The organism is Bradyrhizobium sp. 44, assembly GCF_023073095.1.
In the GTDB taxonomy this organism is placed as follows: Bacteria; Pseudomonadota; Alphaproteobacteria; order Rhizobiales; family Xanthobacteraceae; genus Bradyrhizobium.
This window is the reverse complement of the sequence record NZ_JADPIY010000016.1, coordinates 522,591-538,268: the sequence shown is the minus strand read 5'-3', so window position 1 is coordinate 538,268 and position 15,678 is coordinate 522,591. Positions and strand designations below refer to the sequence as shown.

Genomic DNA, 15,678 nt, shown 5'->3' with positions numbered 1-15,678 from the left:
CACAGCCGCTATTTCAGATTGTATTCGAGGAGGCCGCTTTCATGAGCACCCGCCTGTCGTTGCTTTGCGTCCACGGCGTCGGTCACGCGGAGATCGATGCCGGGTTTCAGCAGTCCTGGTCCGAAGTCATCACGCGTGCCGTCGAGCAGGTCGACCAGGGAGTCCAGCTCGAGATTGATTTCGTTCGCTACGACGATCTGTTCGAGAGGGCCCCGCTCAATTCCCTCACCTACGCCGCGGCCGCGGCCAAGCTGCTGGCGAGCGCGGTCGTTCACGGCATCGGCGACCTCCTGACCGGCGCACGCGACATCGGCGACATCCCCGCCGTCATCAAATGGACCGCAGGCATGATCGCCCAGTGGTCAACCGACGAACAGCTCCGCAAGGACCTCCGCCGGCTCATTCTCGACAAGATCGACGGCAAGACCTACGATATGGTCCTGGCGCACAGCCTCGGCTCGCTGATCTGCTACGACACCTTCCTGCACGACGGCGACGCGATCAAGGATGCGATCTTCGTCAGCTTCGGCTCGCAAATCGGCAACCCGGCGGTGCGCGACGTCTTTGCCGGCCGCATTCAGCCCCTAACCTGCCGAAAATGGTACCACCTCTATAACCCCGGCGATCACGTGCTGACCTATCCGCTCGACATTCGTGCGGATAATTATCAGCAGGTCGTCGTGTCCTTCGACGTTCCCAACGACGCGCTCAATCACGATGCGACATGGTACCTGTCGCACACCAGCACAGTTGCGACGGTCTGGCATGAGGGCGCTCCGGCGCCTGCCTCGCGCGCGATCGTGAGCGCTGCGCGCGAGATGGCGAGCCTTGCTGTCAAACCCGGCCGCCGCGCGCTGCTGATCGGCATCAACGACTATCCTGACCCGGCCAGCAGGCTCGAAGGTTGCGTCAACGATGTGTTCCTGATGAGCTCGGTGCTCCAGGAGAGCGGTTTCGAGCCGGAAGATATCCGCATCGTTCTCAACGACCGCGCGACGACGCAAGGGATCATGGACCGGTTGCATTGGTTGCTCGACGGCGTTCGTGGCGGTGACGAGCGCATGCTGTTCTATTCGGGGCACGGCGCCCAAATTCCCCGCTACAACATCCAGGGCGAGCCTGATCACGTCGACGAATGTCTCGTTCCCTATGATTTCGACTGGTCCCCGGCCCACGCCATTCTGGACCGCCAGTTCGCCGAGCTGTATTCGCAGCTGCCCTATGACAGCTATTTCGTGGCGATGTTCGATTGCTGCCATTCGGGCGGGATGACGCGCGATGGCGGTCCTCGTGTCCGGGGTTTGAGCCCGCCGGACGACATCCGCCACCGTGCGCTGAAATGGGATGCCACCGAGCGGATGTGGGTGCCGCGCGACTTCACGCCGCTGAACAGGAGCTTGAAGGACAGAAAGAATGGAGCCGACTTCCTCGGGCAGAACGGGGCAACACAACGGCTGGGGCGCGCGATGATGCTGCGAACCAAGCCGGACAAGGATTACGACAAGACGCGCAAGGAGCTCGACCATCTCGGGCCGTACATGCCGATCCTGCTCGAGGCCTGTCAGGAGCAGCAGCTCTCCTACGAATACCGGGATGGCGTGACGTCTTATGGCATCTACACCTACTCCATGGCCGGCACTCTGCGCGAGCTGAGGGCCAAGGGCGAAAATCCCTCGTTCAAGACGCTCAACGAGCTGGTCACGGAGAAACTGAGGCGGATGCGATACAGCCAGACGCCGAATCTGGTCGGCGCCAAGGTTCGCTGTGCGGCTCCTGTGCCGTGGGGCAATTCGCAAGGCGCGGCGTCCGCCAGACCTGCTGCGAAAACACCGTCCAGGCGGCCGCGTAAGACGGGGCGCAAGCAGGCGCCGGCGACAAAGAAGGCGACGAGAAAGAAGAGATAGCAAAGCACGCGCGATCAGGCTTTGGAGAAGTAATCATGGCAACAGGCATGTCCCTGCACATCGGATTGAACGCGGTCGATCCGCAGCATTACGAAGGCTGGAGCGGTCCTCTCAACGCCTGCGAAGCAGACGCCAACGACATGGCGGATCTCGCCCACACAAGCGGCTTCGCGCCGACCAGGCTCGTCACCCGCAAGGCGACACGCGCGGCCGTCCTGGGCGGCATCGCGCACGCGGCCAAGTCCCTCAAATCCGGCGACATGTTCTTCCTGACCTATTCGGGCCACGGCGGTCAGTTGCCAGACCTCAACGGCGACGAGCCTGACGGCAAGGACGAGACTTGGTGCCTCTACGACGGCGAGTTGGTCGATGACGAGCTGTATTCCTCATGGGGCGCATTTGCAGCCGGCGTGCGCATTCTGCAGCTCTCGGATAGCTGTCATAGCGGCAGCGTGAGCAAAGCCCTGCACTATCAGGCTAGGGCACGCACCGTCCCCGGCACCATCTATCGTGCGATGCCGGACGAGATGGCGCTGCGCGTCTACCAGGCCAACAGGAAGACCTATGATCCGATCCTGAAGCGGCGCGATCTTTCCGAGGCCTTCTCCAACGTCAAGGCGTCGGTGCTGCTGATCTCCGGCTGCCAGGACAACCAGCTCTCGCAGGACGGCACATTCAACGGCCTGTTCACGGGAACGCTGAAGGCGGTCTGGAACGGCGGGACATTCAAGGGATCTTACCGGCGCTTCCACACCGCCATCGGCGCCAAGATGCCCCCGGATCAGTCACCCAAACTGTCGCTGGTGGGCGCCAGCAATCCGGCCTTCATGGCCGCCCGCCCCTTCACCCTGGCCAAGACGAAGAAGGCCGTAGCGAAGAAAAAGAAATCAGCAGCGAAAAAAGGAAAGAATCCGGCGCGCAGAAATTCGAGGTAACGCCGACACGGCGCAGCGGGCGAAACAGAAAGGCGCCGGAATTGGCTGGGGAACTAGGATTCGAACCTAGACAAACAGAGTCAGAGTCTGTTGTGCTACCGTTACACCATTCCCCAACGGAATAGCCGAACAAATTCAATGGCTTATTGAACAGCCCGGCTGGGGCCGGAAGCGCATTCAGCGCAAATCACGGCTCAGGCGTGGCAGCGTTCTACCCGCTCGGCCGTGGGCTGGCAAGCGCTGCAGTGGATGGGCTGCGTGCCTCCCCCGGAGATCCCGCGGACAGCTACTCCAGCTTGATGTTCGCGGCTTCGATCACCTTCTTCCAGCGCGCCGTTTCCGCGGCGATGTAGGCCGCGAACGGTTCGGAATCCACCGCAGCCGCGGTTGCGCCGAGCTCGGCCATCTTCTGCACCGTCTCCGGCTGCTGCATGAAGGCGCGGATCTCGGCCGAGAGCTTTTCGACGATCAGCTTCGGCGTCGCGGCGGGAACGAAGAAGCCATGCCAGGCGACGGCCTCGAAGCCGGGCAGGAATTCGGCGACCGCGGGCGTTCCCGGATCGAAGGCGGCACGCTTGGGCGTTGCGGTCGCAAGCATCGCGAGCTGGCCGGTCTTCACCTGCGGCAGCAGCAGCGGCACGTTGTCGAAGGCGAGATCGATCTGGCCACTCAGCAGATCCGTCAGCATCTGGCTTGAGCCCTTATAGGGCACGTGCACCATCTTGGTGCCGGTCATCTGCTGAAACAGCTCGCCGGCGAGATGCTGCGAGGTGCCGACGCCGGCCGAGCCGAACGAGACCTTGTCCGGGTTTGCCTTCAGAAAGGCGATCAGCTCCGGCACGGTGCGCGCCTTGATCTTGTCGGGGTTGACGACGAGAACGTTGGGCACGACGCTGATCTGGACGACCGGCGCCAGATCCTTGTCCGGCTGGTAGCTGAGCTTCGGCCCGTAGAGCGTGGGGTTGATTGCGAGCGCGGACGTGCTGGCAAGCCCGAGCGTGATGCCGTCAGCCGCCGACTTCGCCAGCCGCGTCACGCCGAGAATCGAACCAGCGCCGCCGACATTCTCAACCACGAACGGCTTGCCGAACTTCATTTGCAGATGGTTGGACACCATGCGTGCAAAAATATCCGCGGTGCCGCCGGCAGCGAAGGGAACGATCACCGTTACCTGCTTGGACGGATAGCCGTCCTGGGCCTTTGCCGGCGACGTCGCCAGCAGCACGGTTGAGGCAAGAACAAGCCACATCGATCTCATCGAAGTTTCCTCTGCATTTCCTGTTTTTGATTGGCTGCCGCGCGCGTACGCGGAGATGGCTAGAACGCGACTTCGTACATGTTCAGGATCCCATCCCGGCTGAGGTCGCGCGGATTGTTGTCGAGCAGGCGGCGAATGGCGTGCGCCTCGTCGGCCATGACGCCCAGATCGTCCCGGGGCACGCCGAGCGCGGATAGCCGCATCTCGATGCCGAGAGCCTTGCAGAACCCATAAGTCGCTTCGAATGCAAACTTCGCATCACTCTGCGCCGGCAGTCCGAGTGCCGCCAGCACCGCCACCGTCTTCGCCTCGACCGCCGGCATGTTGAACGCCAGCGTATGCGGGAAGATCACTGCACAGGCGAGCCCATGGGCCACATGATGGCGCGTGCCGAGCGGATAGGCCACCGCATGACCGGCGGTCGTGTTCACCGGTCCGAGGCAATAGCCGCCGTACAGCGAGGCCAGCGCCAGACCCGCGCGCGCCTCGCGATCGCCGCCGTCGGCGACCGCGCGCTTGAGATATTGGCCGACCAGCCGGGCGCCTTCGAGCGCGTAGAGGTCGATCGCCGGATTCGCCTTGCGGCTGGTATAGGCCTCGACGCAATGCGCCAGAGCATCGACTCCGGTGGCGGCAGTGACCTCCTTCGGCACTGTCATCGTCAGGTCCGGATCGACGATGGCGATATCCGCCAGCATGAAGCGGCTCTGCACTGCCTGCTTGTTCTTGCTGACGGGATCGGTGACGAGCGCGCGGGCGCCGGCCTCGCTGCCGGTGCCTGACGTCGTCGGAATCTGCATCAGCGCCACGCTGCGGCCGGCCACCTTCTCGGAACCGACGATATCGGCAAAGGCCGCCTCGGAGGTACACAGCACCGCGACCAGCTTGGCGAGATCCATCGCACTGCCGCCGCCGAAGCCGATGACGAGATCGGGCTTGACGTCGCGCGCCATCGCCACGGCCTTGTCGAGATTGGGCAGGTCTGGCTCGGGCTTGACCTCGCCGAACACCTTCACTGCACCCGGCAGCGCCAGCGTGTCGACACGGCGCGCATTGAACGGGTCGGAAATCACGAGCGGTCGTTTGGCGCCGACGCGCTCGGCGAAGCGCGCCGCTGCGGCGATCGTGCCGCAGCCGAACTCGAGGACGGTCGGACGAAGGATTTCGATGGGTGTGAAAGCGTTGGTCATCCTCGCGCTCGATCTCATGATTTGGATGCGGAGGCGCCAGCGGCCAGCCGTTCGGCATAGTCGATGGCCTCGATCAGGCTGTGCTCGTTGGCGATGCCCTTGCCGGCGATATCAAAGGCAGTGCCGTGATCGACGGAGGTGCGGATGATCGGCAGGCCCAGCGTGATGTTGACGCCGGAGAGCTCCTGCCAGCGCCCGGTCGCAGGATCGATCTGGAAGCCGAGCAGTTTGACGGGGATGTGCCCCTGGTCGTGATACATCGCTACCACGGCATCGTACTGGCCGGCCCGCAACTTGACGAAGACAGTGTCGCCGGGCACGGGACCGACGACATCGAGGCCGTCGGCGACCGCTTTGGCAATCGTCGGCGCGGACACGTCGATGTCCTGCCGGCCGAACAGGCCGCCCTCGCCGGCGTGCGGATTGAGCGCGGAGATCGCGATCTTCGGCTTGGCGATGCCGAGCCTGAGCAGCGCATCGTTGGTGAGGTCGATGACCATGCGCAGGCGCTCCGGCGTCAGACGCTTCGGCACGTCCTCGAGCGCCACGTGGGTCGAGACATGGCTGACGCGCATGTTGCCATGGGCGAGCAGCATCACCGAGCCGCGCACACCGGTGAGATGCGCCAGCATCTCGGTATGACCGGGGAAATGATAGCCAGCCTTGTTGAGCGCTTCCTTGTTGAGCGGTGCCGTGACGATGGCCGCGGTCCGTCCCGCCTGCGTCAGGCGGACGCCCTGCTCGATCGCCTTGTAGGCAAAACGGCCGCCATCGGCCGAGAGCGCGCCGGGCTTGATCGGGTCGCCTTCGACGTCGGCCTGCAGGAAGCACAAGTTTGGCCACTCGCGATCGTCGGGCGTAACCTCCGGGATCGCAATGCCCGCATCGAGCGTGGCTTTCGCCCCATCGAGTGCCGCGCCGCTGCCGATGATCAACAGACGCAGATCGCCCGTCGCGATCCGGTCCTTCAGGCCGACGCAGGCCTTGACGATGATCTCCGGTCCGATTCCGGCCGGATCGCCCATGGTAATAGCAAGATGGCGAGAGGTCATGTCGGACTCTCCAAGTTGAGCAAATGATTGGTCCGGAGCAGATCGCGCCACAGCTCGCTGGGGCCGAACGCGCCGGATTTCGAGATCACGTCGACGCCGGCCCAGCGGCCGTCCTGCAAGATCGAGCGCGGCAATCCCGGCACGATACGTCCTGTCACCTGCAGCGCATGCGCGCCGAGGGCAACGCATGCGGCCTTCAAAGTCTCTCCGCCGGCAACGATCAGCGTGCCCGGCCGCTCAAGTGTCGCAATCACCGCCGTCATCTCGCGCGCGATCCGTCGCGCCGCATCGGCACGGGTCAGACCGTCGGCGAGGGAGAACCTGACCAGCGCAACGCCGTCGGCGGCCAGTTTGCGCTGGACGCGCGGCGCGCCCTCGGCTTCCGCAAGCGTGATGGTTGCCTCACCGCATGCTGCAAGTTGAGAGGCGGTGGCGACCTGGTCGGAGCCGAACAGCCCCAGCACCGGCAGCTTCAACTGGTCCGGCGCATCGGCGCGATGACTGCGGGCGAGCGCACCGGCCAGTCCGCCGCTTCCGCACCAGAGCACGGGCCCCGGCATGCGCCGTCCCATCTCGACCACCCGATCGAGCTCGATATCGCTCTCGGCGTCGAAGACCTGAACGCCGCCCCGCGAGAGCGTATCGGCTCCGCCCTGTCGTGCCTCGATGCCCTCCACCTGCAACTGGGTCAGGAGATTCTCTCCGACACGATGCCAGTCGCCTTGCACCGTACGCGCAAATTGCTGTCCAGCCACGGTGCGGCGCCCCTGATAGTCGAAGGCAGGTGCGACAACGCAGGACGCCCAATGGCCGCTGCGCAGGCAGGCCCCGAGCTCAGCGGCCCATGAGCCACGCAGCAGGCTGTCGACCTTCTTGTAGGCGATCGTCCCACCCTGAAGCCGCGGCGCCAGCCGTCCGACGATCTCGGTGCTTTCGGCCTTCGACCGCTCGCGGCTGCCACTGTCGATCGCGAGGCTTCCGGAATCCTGCAACGCAGACGCTTCCGGCCAGGTGACGTTGAACGGTCCGCACAGCCCGACAAACTCCGCCGCGGTGTCGAGCGCACCGGTGAGATCATCGGCAAGCAGGCGGACGCTCGTCATCCCCGCGCGCCTCCAACATTGAAGATTTTGCCCGGGTTCATCAGGCCCTTGGGATCGAGCAATTGCTTGATATCGCGCATCAGCTTGATATCGAGGGGATCGGTGACGCGGGCGAGCCGGCTGCGATTGGTGGTCCCGATGCCATGCTCGGCACTGATCGCCCCGCCCTGCGCCACGGTCTCGTCGTCCACGATCTCGTTGATCTCAGCGACCAGCGCGGCCATCGCATCCGGATCCCGGCCATGCGCGCGCTCGATCAGGGCGATCACGTGGATGTTGCCGTCGCCGATATGGCCGTGCATCACGACGCGCGCATGCGGCACGGCGGCGTTGATCCGGGCCTCGACATTGGTGACGAAGGCGGCCTGACGCTCCAGCGGCACCACGCTGTCGTGCGACACGACATAGCCGCTGCGCTTGTTGCCTTCGGACACGCTGTGCCTGACGGCCCAGATGGCCTTCGCCTGCGCCAGGTTGGACGCCAGGATGACGTCCTCGGCGAGCCCCGCCTCCATCGCATCCATTAGCACCGTGCCGAGCGGCTCATCGAGGTCGACGCCCGCGAGCGTGTCGGTCAGCTCGACGATCAGATACCACGGCGTCGTCAGCTCGAACGGGATCGTGACATGCGGCACGGTCTCCGATATCGCTTCGACCTGTGATCGCGACATGATCTCGAGACTGCCGAGCCGGTCGCCGACGGCACCGCGCAGGCGCTGCATGATCTCCAGCGCCTGCTCGACGCCCTGCAATTTGAGCAGCGCCAGCGCCGAGCTGCGCGGCGGCGAAAACAATTTCAACACGGCAGCGGTGACAATGCCGAGCGTCCCCTCTGCACCGATGAAGAGCTGCTTGAGCGCGTAACCTGTGTTGTCCTTGCGAAGCGCACGCAGGCCGTTGAAGATTCTCCCGTCGGGCAGCACGACCTCCAGCCCGAGCACGAGATCGCGCGTCGGCCCGTAGCGTAGCACAGCCGTGCCGCCCGCATTGGTCGAGATATTGCCGCCGATCTGGCAGGAGCCCTCGGCACCCAGGCTCAGGGGGAAATAGCGATCGACGTCCCGGGCTGCATTCTGCACCACGGCGAGAATGCATCCGGCCTCGACCGTGATGGTGTTGGCAAGCGGGCTGACGTCGCGCACGGCCCGCATCCGGTCGAGCCGGATCACGACATTGCCCGCACGATCATCCGGGGTCGCGGCGCCGCACATCCCGGTGTTGCCACCTTGCGGTACGATCGCGAGCTGCCTTGCCGCACAGTACTCGACGACGGAGGCGACCTCCGCGGTCGAGCCGGGCTTCACCACGGCGGCGGCGCGACCGTGATAACGCCCGCGCCAGTCCACGACGTACGGCTCCTGGTCGGCCCCGGACGCGATGACGTGCTTGTCGCCGATGATGGCGGCAAGCCCGGTCAACGCATCACGGAAAGGGTCGGACATCGGATGGCCTCGTCGCGCGCCGCGCTAGGCAGCGATTGCCGTCGCGTTCGCGAGCAGCTCTTTGACCTGCTCCGGCGGCAAGGATTCCAGCGGCGGCCGCAGGCGCTGCCATCCGGCGTGGCCGGTGCGCTCGGCCACCAGCGCCTTCAGGGAAGCCATCTGCGGGAAACGCGACACCAATTCGCGCGCTTTCACGATGCGCGCCTGCGCAGCCTTGAGTGCCGCGTCGTCGTCGCTGTCGCGGAAATGCTTGTAGACATAGGCAAGATCGCGCGCGACGAGATTGGAAGTCGCGGTGATGCAACCGGCGCCACCCTTGCGCAGCAGCGGCAACAGCAGCGGATCGGCCCCGACCAGGACCGAAAAGCCCGGGAAGCGCTCGACCATCGCGGTCATGTTGGCGAAGTCGCCGGAGGAATCCTTGATGCCGGTGAAGGTGGACGGATAAGCCGCGCGCAGCCGCTCGATCAGGGCATGCGAGATCGGCTGCGCCGACATCTGCGGGATGTGATAGAGCACGACCTTGAGCCTGGCATCGCCGATGCGCTGCACGACTTCGCTGTAGGAGGCGAAGATGCCGTCGTCGGTGACGCCCTTGTAGTAGAACGGCGGCAACATCACGACGGTATCGACGCCGACCGAGAGTGCGTGGCGCGTCAGCGCAATGGTCTCACTGAGCGCGGCAACGCCCGTGCCGGGCAGCAGCCGCTGCGGTGTGATACCGGCGGCGACAACGGCCTCGAGCAGTGCGATGCGCTCGGCCGCCGAAAAAGAGTTCGCCTCGCCTGTCGTGCCCAGTAACGCGATGCCGTCGCAGCCTTCGTCCAGAAGATGGCGGCAATGCGCGACGAAGCGCGCATGATCGGGAGCGAGCTCGGCGTCGAGCGGCGTCAGCGCGGCGGAGAACACCCCATGAGGGTGCAGCGATGATGTCGACAAACTTCCTCCGATCGTCAATCGATGTTGTTCGGAATGCGAACATTTGTTATTAGTTTGGCCTGTCGTAAAATCAGCTTGCCGCCACGTCAAGGGCGACATGTCATGGCGAGACATTACAGCATGGCCAAGATCGAAAAGAAGGCCACGAAGCGCGCACCGGCAACGATCCCGAAGAATCCCAAGAATTATGTCGCTTCCGTCGGCAAGGCCTTCGCTGTGCTCAAAGGCTTCACCAGCGAGGCCTTCGAGTTGACCCTGAGTGAGATTGCCGCACGCGCCGATCTCGATCGCGGGACGGCGTTCCGGCTGATCCAGACCCTGGTCGAGCTCGGCTATGTCCAGGCGGTTCCGCAAAGCCGCCGGTTCCGCCTCGGGGTTGCCTGTCTCGACCTAGGCTACACCGTGCTGTCGCACGGATCGTTGCGACCGATCGTCGAGCCGCTGCTGCGCGATCTCGTGCCTGATGTCGGCGATGCGGCTTCGCTCGGGATCCTCGACGGCGGCGACGTGGTTTATCTCGCGCGCATCGGCGCGGGCCTCGACCGCCACAAGATGGATCGCCGGCCGGGGACGCGCATTCCCGCCTACAGCGCCGCGCTCGGTCATGCCATGCTGGCGCATCTGGCGCGGGACGAGCAGATCGAGCGACTGGAAGCGCGCCCTCGCGTCAAATTGTCGGAGCGAACGCTGACCGATCTCGATGCCCTGCTCGCCCGGCTCGATCAGGTGAAGAAGAAGGGTCATGCCGTCTCCGACGGCGAGAACGCCTATGGCCTGCGCACGCTGGCAACGCCGATCTTCGATGCCCGGGGTCTCGTGATCGGGGGATTGAGCGTCACTGTCGATGCGATGCGCATGGACATGCAGACCTTCCGCGACCAGGCACTGCCAAGGCTGATGCAGGCGACGCGAGAGGTGCAGGACCTCGCGATCAAGTCGGGATTGACGAGCTGAGGGCGGCGTTCAAATCACGATGTGATCGAAGTCGGCAGCGATCCGGGTACTTGGAAAAATCCTTGTCGCTTCGGCCAGAATTTCTTCGTCCCGATAACGCCCCGACATGTGATTCAGCACGAGTTGCCCGACGTTGTTCGCTGCGGCAAATGAAGCCGCCTCGCGGGCGGTGAGGTGGCCATAGTCCCGTGCGGTCGCGGCGTCGCGATCGAGGAAGGTCGCCTCGACCACCAGCAGATCGGCGTCGACGACATGTTTGGATAGCCCGTCGGTAGTTTCGGTGTCGCCGATTACCACGAGCTTCCTGCCGCCGCTCGGCGGCCCCAGAACGTCTTCCGGATCGATCGTACGGCCGGCGATCACGACCGGTCGTCCCGCCGCCAGTTCTCCGCGCATCGGCCCATCGGGAACACCGAGCTCAGCGAGTCGCTCCCGCTCCAGATGGCGACGTGCGGGGCTCCGGAAGGAAAAACCAAAGCTGTCGGTGTCCCGGTGGCGGACCGGAAAGCAGTCGATGGTGAAGTCACCGGCGTCGATAACTTGTCCTTCAATCAGCGGCGCGAACTCCACAGGGATCGGCGCCCTGCCTGTGCCCCACAGGCCGGCAAGCATGCGGATGACGATGTCGAGTGTCCCCTGCCCTCCATGGACGGTCATCACGTCCGATTGCTGGCGCAACCCCAGCGTCGAGAAGAGACCGGGGATGCCGAGCACGTGATCGAGATGGGCATGCGTCAGCAGAATGCGGTCAAGCCGGCGAAACCCCGCACCGCCGCGCAGCAACTGGCGCTGCGTACCCTCGCCGCAATCGATGAGGACCCGCTTGCCCGCAGCCTCCACGAGGAGAGCCGGATGGTTGCGCTCCGTCGACGGAACGCTTGCCGAGGTCCCAAGGAATGTCAGGGCGAACATGCTCGTCAGTATCCAGACTTCACCGCCCCCAATGCCACGCGAGCAGCAGCGCGTACAGAGCCCATCGATCCGCATCAAGCGCCGGTCCCCGCAGGACGCTCGAAAAAAACGCGAAAACAACCCCATGCACAGTACAAATCATTGAAGAATTTCGCACCGCGTGGCGGGTATCCTGCCCGCAAAGACGGTTTGACTCGTCGGGCAAAACAGGCGCAGAATTGCATGATCCCAGATTTTGAATCCGCAAGTCGCGCCGACGCCGTGAGCGGTTCGGATGGCATGGCCGACCGCACCTTTTCCCGCCGCATGTTCGATACATGAATCGACTCGCGGCTTGCAGCCGAACGACCTCGACACGGCGAGGCGAGACAATGGAGATCGTGATGCAACGGGGACTGCCGCCGATGCCCACTGACTGGGACTACGGTTCGATCAGCACACTGCTGAGCGCCCTGCACGCGCGCAAGGTTTCTGCGTCGGAGTTGATCGAGCATACGATCGCGCGCATCGAGGCGCTGGACGGGCGGATCAATGCCGTCGTCGTTCGCGATTTCGATCGCGCAAGAGACGCCGCACGCGCCGCCGATGCCGCGCTTGGCCGCGGCGAGCAGCAGCCATTGCTCGGCATCCCCGTGACGTTGAAAGAACCGTTCAACGTCGCCGGCCTGCCGACGACATGGGGCTTTCCGCATTTCAGGGATTTCCAGCCGGCGGAGGACGCCCTTGTCGTCTCGCGCTTGAAGGCAGCGGGCGCTGTCATCATCGGCAAGACCAACATCCCGATCGGTCTGCGGGATTTTCAGAGCTACAATGAGATCTACGGGACGACGAGCAATCCATGGGATCTCGGCCGGTCGCCCGGCGGCTCCTCAGGCGGATCGGGTGCGGCGCTGGCTGCGGGATTCGGACCGCTCTCGATCGGCTCGGACATCGGCGGCTCGATCCGGGTGCCCGCGCATTTCTGCGGTGTGTTCGGACACAAGCCGAGCCTCGGCCTGGTCCCGCTGCGCGGATACAGCCTGCCGCCGGCGCCGCCCGTGCCTGGCCAGGGCGATCTGGCCGTCGTCGGGCCGATGACGCGCACCGCCTCGGACCTCGCGCTCGCCCTCGACGTGATCGCCGGCCCCGACGAGACGCGCGACGGGATCGGCTATCGTCTTGCGTTGCCGGCCCCCCGACACGACCAGCTCAGGGATTTCAGGATTCTCGTGATCGATACGCATCCGTTGATGCCGACAGGCGATGCCGTGCGTTCCGCCATCGGGCGGTTGGCGGAACGGCTCGAACGATCAGGCGCGCGGGTTGCGCGCTCGAGCGCATCGCTGCCCGATCTCGCCGAGTCCGCGCGGCTTTACATGAAGCTGCTCAACGCCGCGCGCAGCCCGCGCCTGACACCGGCCGCCCTCGCGGAGGCGCAAGGAGTTGCCGCGGCACTTTCGCCCGACGACCGCAGCCTGCAGGCCGAGCGCGCGCGCGGCTGGGCGATGGTCCATCGCGAATGGCTGGCGACCGATGCGGCGCGCTTGCGGCTGCAACAACGGTGGCAGGAGCTGTTCCGCGACTTCGACGCAGTGATCTACCCCGCCGCGGCCGTGCCGGCGTTTCCACAGGACCAGTCCGAGCCGTTCGACGCGCGGCAACTGGATATCGATGGACAGCTCTATCCCTATGCCGATGCGTGCTTCATCTGGGCAGACCCCGCTTCGACCTGCGGACTGCCTGCGACCGCCGTTCCGATCGAGCGCACGCCATCGGGCCTGCCGATCGGCGTCCAGATCATCGGGCCTTATCTCGAGGATCGCACCACGATTGCGCTCGCCGGATTGATCGAACGCGCGTTCGGCGGCTTCGTCCCGCCGCCCTCGTTGGCTGCCACGCAATCGGTGACATGGTAGAGGAAGGCGGCAACGGTCGTCAGGTTCTTTCAGTCGACTGCGCCTCGACCGCCTGCACGGCGACGCTCGCGACCTGCTGCAGCGCTTCGCGATCGGAGCCTGACGACGCCATCACGCCCATGCCGACCGAGACGGCCGAGACATAGCGCGCAAGTGCTGCGGGATCCGAGCCCGGCTTGAGATCGCCTTCGGTCTTGGCGCGGATGAAACGGTCGCGAAGCTGGTCCTCGTTCTCGGCGCGGCGGGCGGCGAGTTCAAAAGGGACGCTCTCTGATCCGGTGCCGCACGCAATGCCGCCCTGCACAAGCAGGCAGCCCGGCGGGTTGGCCGGATCAGTTTGCTTGTCGGCGATGCCCATCAGCATCCGCTCGGCGACGTCGCGGGCGGTGGGTGCCGCCACCACCTCGTCCATCCAGACGTTGCGCAGTTTGGTATAGCGGTCGAGTGCGGCCTTCAGCAGCCCTTCCTTGTTGCCGAAACAGGCATAGAGGCTAGGCGGGTTGATCCCCATGGCCTCGGTCAACTGAGCGATCGTGGCACCCTCGTAGCCATGGCGCCAAAACACTTCCATCGCCTGGTCCAACGCCCTTTCGGCGTCGAATTCGCGGGGGCGTCCCATGCCCATGTGCCTGTTCTCCTCGAAATCGGCGTCGTCCCTGAGCCTAACGCCCGATCCTATCTCTTTGTTCTCGCTTTATTTTCTCTTCCACTTGCCAACTCTTGCGGTAAGCGGCTACAATTTTCTTAGCGGACGGTACATAAGTATCTTGCGCTGCGGTATCCAGCTCCACATCTGTAGTGAACACTACATATCTGGAGCGCGCAAATGCCCCCCTCCCAAAATACCTCTCGCCCTGGCCGTGTCCGCCGCCTTCTCGGCGGCGTCGCCATCATGGGCGCTCTCGTCGTAGCCGGCTCGATCGCGACCGGCCATTACTTTCGTGCCGCGCAGGCGGCCGCGACCGCCGCGGCCGAGCAAGCCGTCCCCGTCACTGTCGCGCTGATCGAACCAAAGCAGACGGTGCTGTGGGACGATTTCTCCGGCCGGCTCGAGGCCATCCAACGCGTCGAGCTTCGCCCGCGCGTGGCCGGTGCGATCCTGTCGACCAACTTCACCGAAGGTGCGCTGGTGAAGGCAGGCGACGTCCTGTTCAAGATCGACCCGGCGCCCTACGCGGCCGAGGTCGACAAGGCCGCGGCCCAACTCGAAGCTGCGAAAGCGCGCGTCGTGTTCACGCAGAATGAGCTCGAGCGCGGCGCGCAACTGGTAGGCAACGCGGTGGTCACGCGGCGCGACTACGATCAGCGCGACAACGCCAACCGCGAGGCCATCGCCAACGTGAAGGCGGCCGAGGCGACGCTCCAGACCGCAAAACTCAATCTGGATTACACCGAGGTACGTGCGCCCGTGGACGGCCGCGTCGGCAAGATCGAAATCACCGTCGGCAATCTCGTCGCCGCCGGCACCGCCTCTCCGGTGCTGACGTCGCTGGTCTCGGTCAATCCGATCTATGCGTCATTCGATGCGGATGAAGAGCTGGTGGTGCGGGCGTTGAACTCGATTTCCGAGGACTCCGGCAAGCGCGGCAATCTCGACCAGATCCCGGTCGCGATGGCGACCTCCGGTGGTCTCTCGGCGAAGGGGCACATCCAGCTCATCGACAACCAGGTCAACGGCCAGAGCGGCACCATCCGTGTCCGCGCGGTGTTCGACAACGAGGACGGGCGTTTCATCGCCGGTCAGTTCGCCCGCGTGCGCATGGGCCAACCCAAGCAGCAATCGCTGGTCATGATCGACGAGCGCGCGATCGGCACCGATCAGGACAAGAAGTTCGTAATGGCGGTCGGCGACGATAGCCGCGCGGTCTACCGATCGATCACGCTTGGCGGCTCGGTGGACGGGTTGCGTATCGTGACGGCGGGGCTGAAGACCGGCGACCGCATCATCGTCAACGGCCTCCAGCGCGTGCGCCCGGGTGCCCTGCTCAAGACGGAGATCGCGGCAATGGGCGCGCGCGGGCCACAGCAGGCATCCAACCACAGCAATCAGGACGTCGTGCAGCGTTAGCGTCTCCGCCATGCCGGAGCGCGCGG

At 64.8% G+C, this 15,678-nt stretch carries 13 protein-coding genes and 1 tRNA gene; 5 read left to right on the top strand and 9 right to left on the bottom strand.

The window, feature by feature from the left end; all coding sequences use genetic code 11:
* The first annotated feature begins 41 nt into the window (after positions 1-41).
* Both IVB41_RS19025 and IVB41_RS19020 read left to right on the top strand, forming a co-directional pair.
* A complete protein-coding gene (locus IVB41_RS19025) occupies positions 42-1,904 on the top strand; it encodes a caspase family protein (protein ID WP_247433844.1) in 1,863 nt (620 codons plus the stop codon).
* A gap of 35 nt (positions 1,905-1,939) precedes the next feature.
* On the top strand, positions 1,940-2,839 hold the full coding sequence (locus IVB41_RS19020) for a caspase family protein (protein ID WP_247433842.1): 900 nt from the start codon (positions 1,940-1,942) through the stop codon (positions 2,837-2,839).
* Positions 2,840-2,881: 42 nt separating this feature from the next.
* Here the strand turns inward: IVB41_RS19020 and IVB41_RS19015 are convergent.
* The 7 genes from IVB41_RS19015 to IVB41_RS18985 form a co-directional block, all read right to left on the bottom strand.
* A tRNA-Gln gene (locus IVB41_RS19015) sits at positions 2,882-2,955 on the bottom strand.
* 170 nt (positions 2,956-3,125) lie between these two features.
* Positions 3,126-4,097 (bottom strand): tripartite tricarboxylate transporter substrate binding protein, encoded by a 972-nt coding sequence (locus IVB41_RS19010; RefSeq protein ID WP_247433839.1) that lies wholly within the window; start codon positions 4,095-4,097, stop codon positions 3,126-3,128.
* A gap of 59 nt (positions 4,098-4,156) precedes the next feature.
* A complete protein-coding gene (locus tag IVB41_RS19005; RefSeq protein ID WP_247433836.1) occupies positions 4,157-5,287 on the bottom strand; it encodes an iron-containing alcohol dehydrogenase in 1,131 nt (376 codons plus the stop codon).
* Positions 5,288-5,301: 14 nt separating this feature from the next.
* A complete protein-coding gene (gene pdxA / locus IVB41_RS19000) occupies positions 5,302-6,339 on the bottom strand; it encodes a 4-hydroxythreonine-4-phosphate dehydrogenase PdxA (protein WP_247433833.1) in 1,038 nt (345 codons plus the stop codon).
* Complete coding sequence (locus IVB41_RS18995) at positions 6,336-7,442, bottom strand: four-carbon acid sugar kinase family protein (protein ID WP_247433828.1); 1,107 nt, start codon at positions 7,440-7,442, stop codon at positions 6,336-6,338. Before IVB41_RS18995 ends, pdxA begins: the two co-directional genes overlap by 4 nt.
* Positions 7,439-8,884: an FAD-binding oxidoreductase gene (locus IVB41_RS18990; protein ID WP_247433826.1), complete on the bottom strand. Its 1,446-nt coding sequence runs from the start codon at positions 8,882-8,884 to the stop codon at positions 7,439-7,441. Before IVB41_RS18990 ends, IVB41_RS18995 begins: the two co-directional genes overlap by 4 nt.
* A gap of 24 nt (positions 8,885-8,908) precedes the next feature.
* The gene (locus tag IVB41_RS18985) at positions 8,909-9,823 is read right to left on the bottom strand and encodes a dihydrodipicolinate synthase family protein (protein WP_247433823.1); all 915 of its coding nucleotides are present in this window, start codon (positions 9,821-9,823) and stop codon (positions 8,909-8,911) included.
* A gap of 102 nt (positions 9,824-9,925) precedes the next feature.
* Between IVB41_RS18985 and IVB41_RS18980 the strand changes: the two genes are divergently transcribed.
* Entirely contained in the window at positions 9,926-10,777 is an 852-nt protein-coding gene (locus IVB41_RS18980) for an IclR family transcriptional regulator (RefSeq protein ID WP_247433820.1), read from the top strand.
* Positions 10,778-10,786: 9 nt separating this feature from the next.
* On the opposite strand, the gene rnz is transcribed toward IVB41_RS18980, so the two are convergent.
* Positions 10,787-11,689, bottom strand: coding sequence for a ribonuclease Z (rnz, locus tag IVB41_RS18975; protein WP_247433816.1), 903 nt, complete (start codon positions 11,687-11,689; stop codon positions 10,787-10,789).
* Positions 11,690-12,072: 383 nt separating this feature from the next.
* Between rnz and IVB41_RS18970 the strand changes: the two genes are divergently transcribed.
* On the top strand, positions 12,073-13,584 hold the full coding sequence (locus IVB41_RS18970; protein ID WP_247433811.1) for an amidase: 1,512 nt from the start codon (positions 12,073-12,075) through the stop codon (positions 13,582-13,584).
* 19 nt (positions 13,585-13,603) lie between these two features.
* Here the strand turns inward: IVB41_RS18970 and IVB41_RS18965 are convergent, their stop codons facing one another.
* A complete protein-coding gene (locus IVB41_RS18965) occupies positions 13,604-14,209 on the bottom strand; it encodes a TetR/AcrR family transcriptional regulator (RefSeq protein WP_247433809.1) in 606 nt (201 codons plus the stop codon).
* Between the two features lie 201 nt (positions 14,210-14,410).
* Between IVB41_RS18965 and IVB41_RS18960 the strand changes: the two genes are divergently transcribed.
* Positions 14,411-15,652 carry an efflux RND transporter periplasmic adaptor subunit gene (locus IVB41_RS18960; protein WP_247433806.1) on the top strand — a complete coding sequence of 414 codons (1,242 nt, stop codon included), beginning with the start codon at positions 14,411-14,413 and terminating at the stop codon, positions 15,650-15,652.
* Positions 15,653-15,678 lie beyond the last annotated feature (26 nt).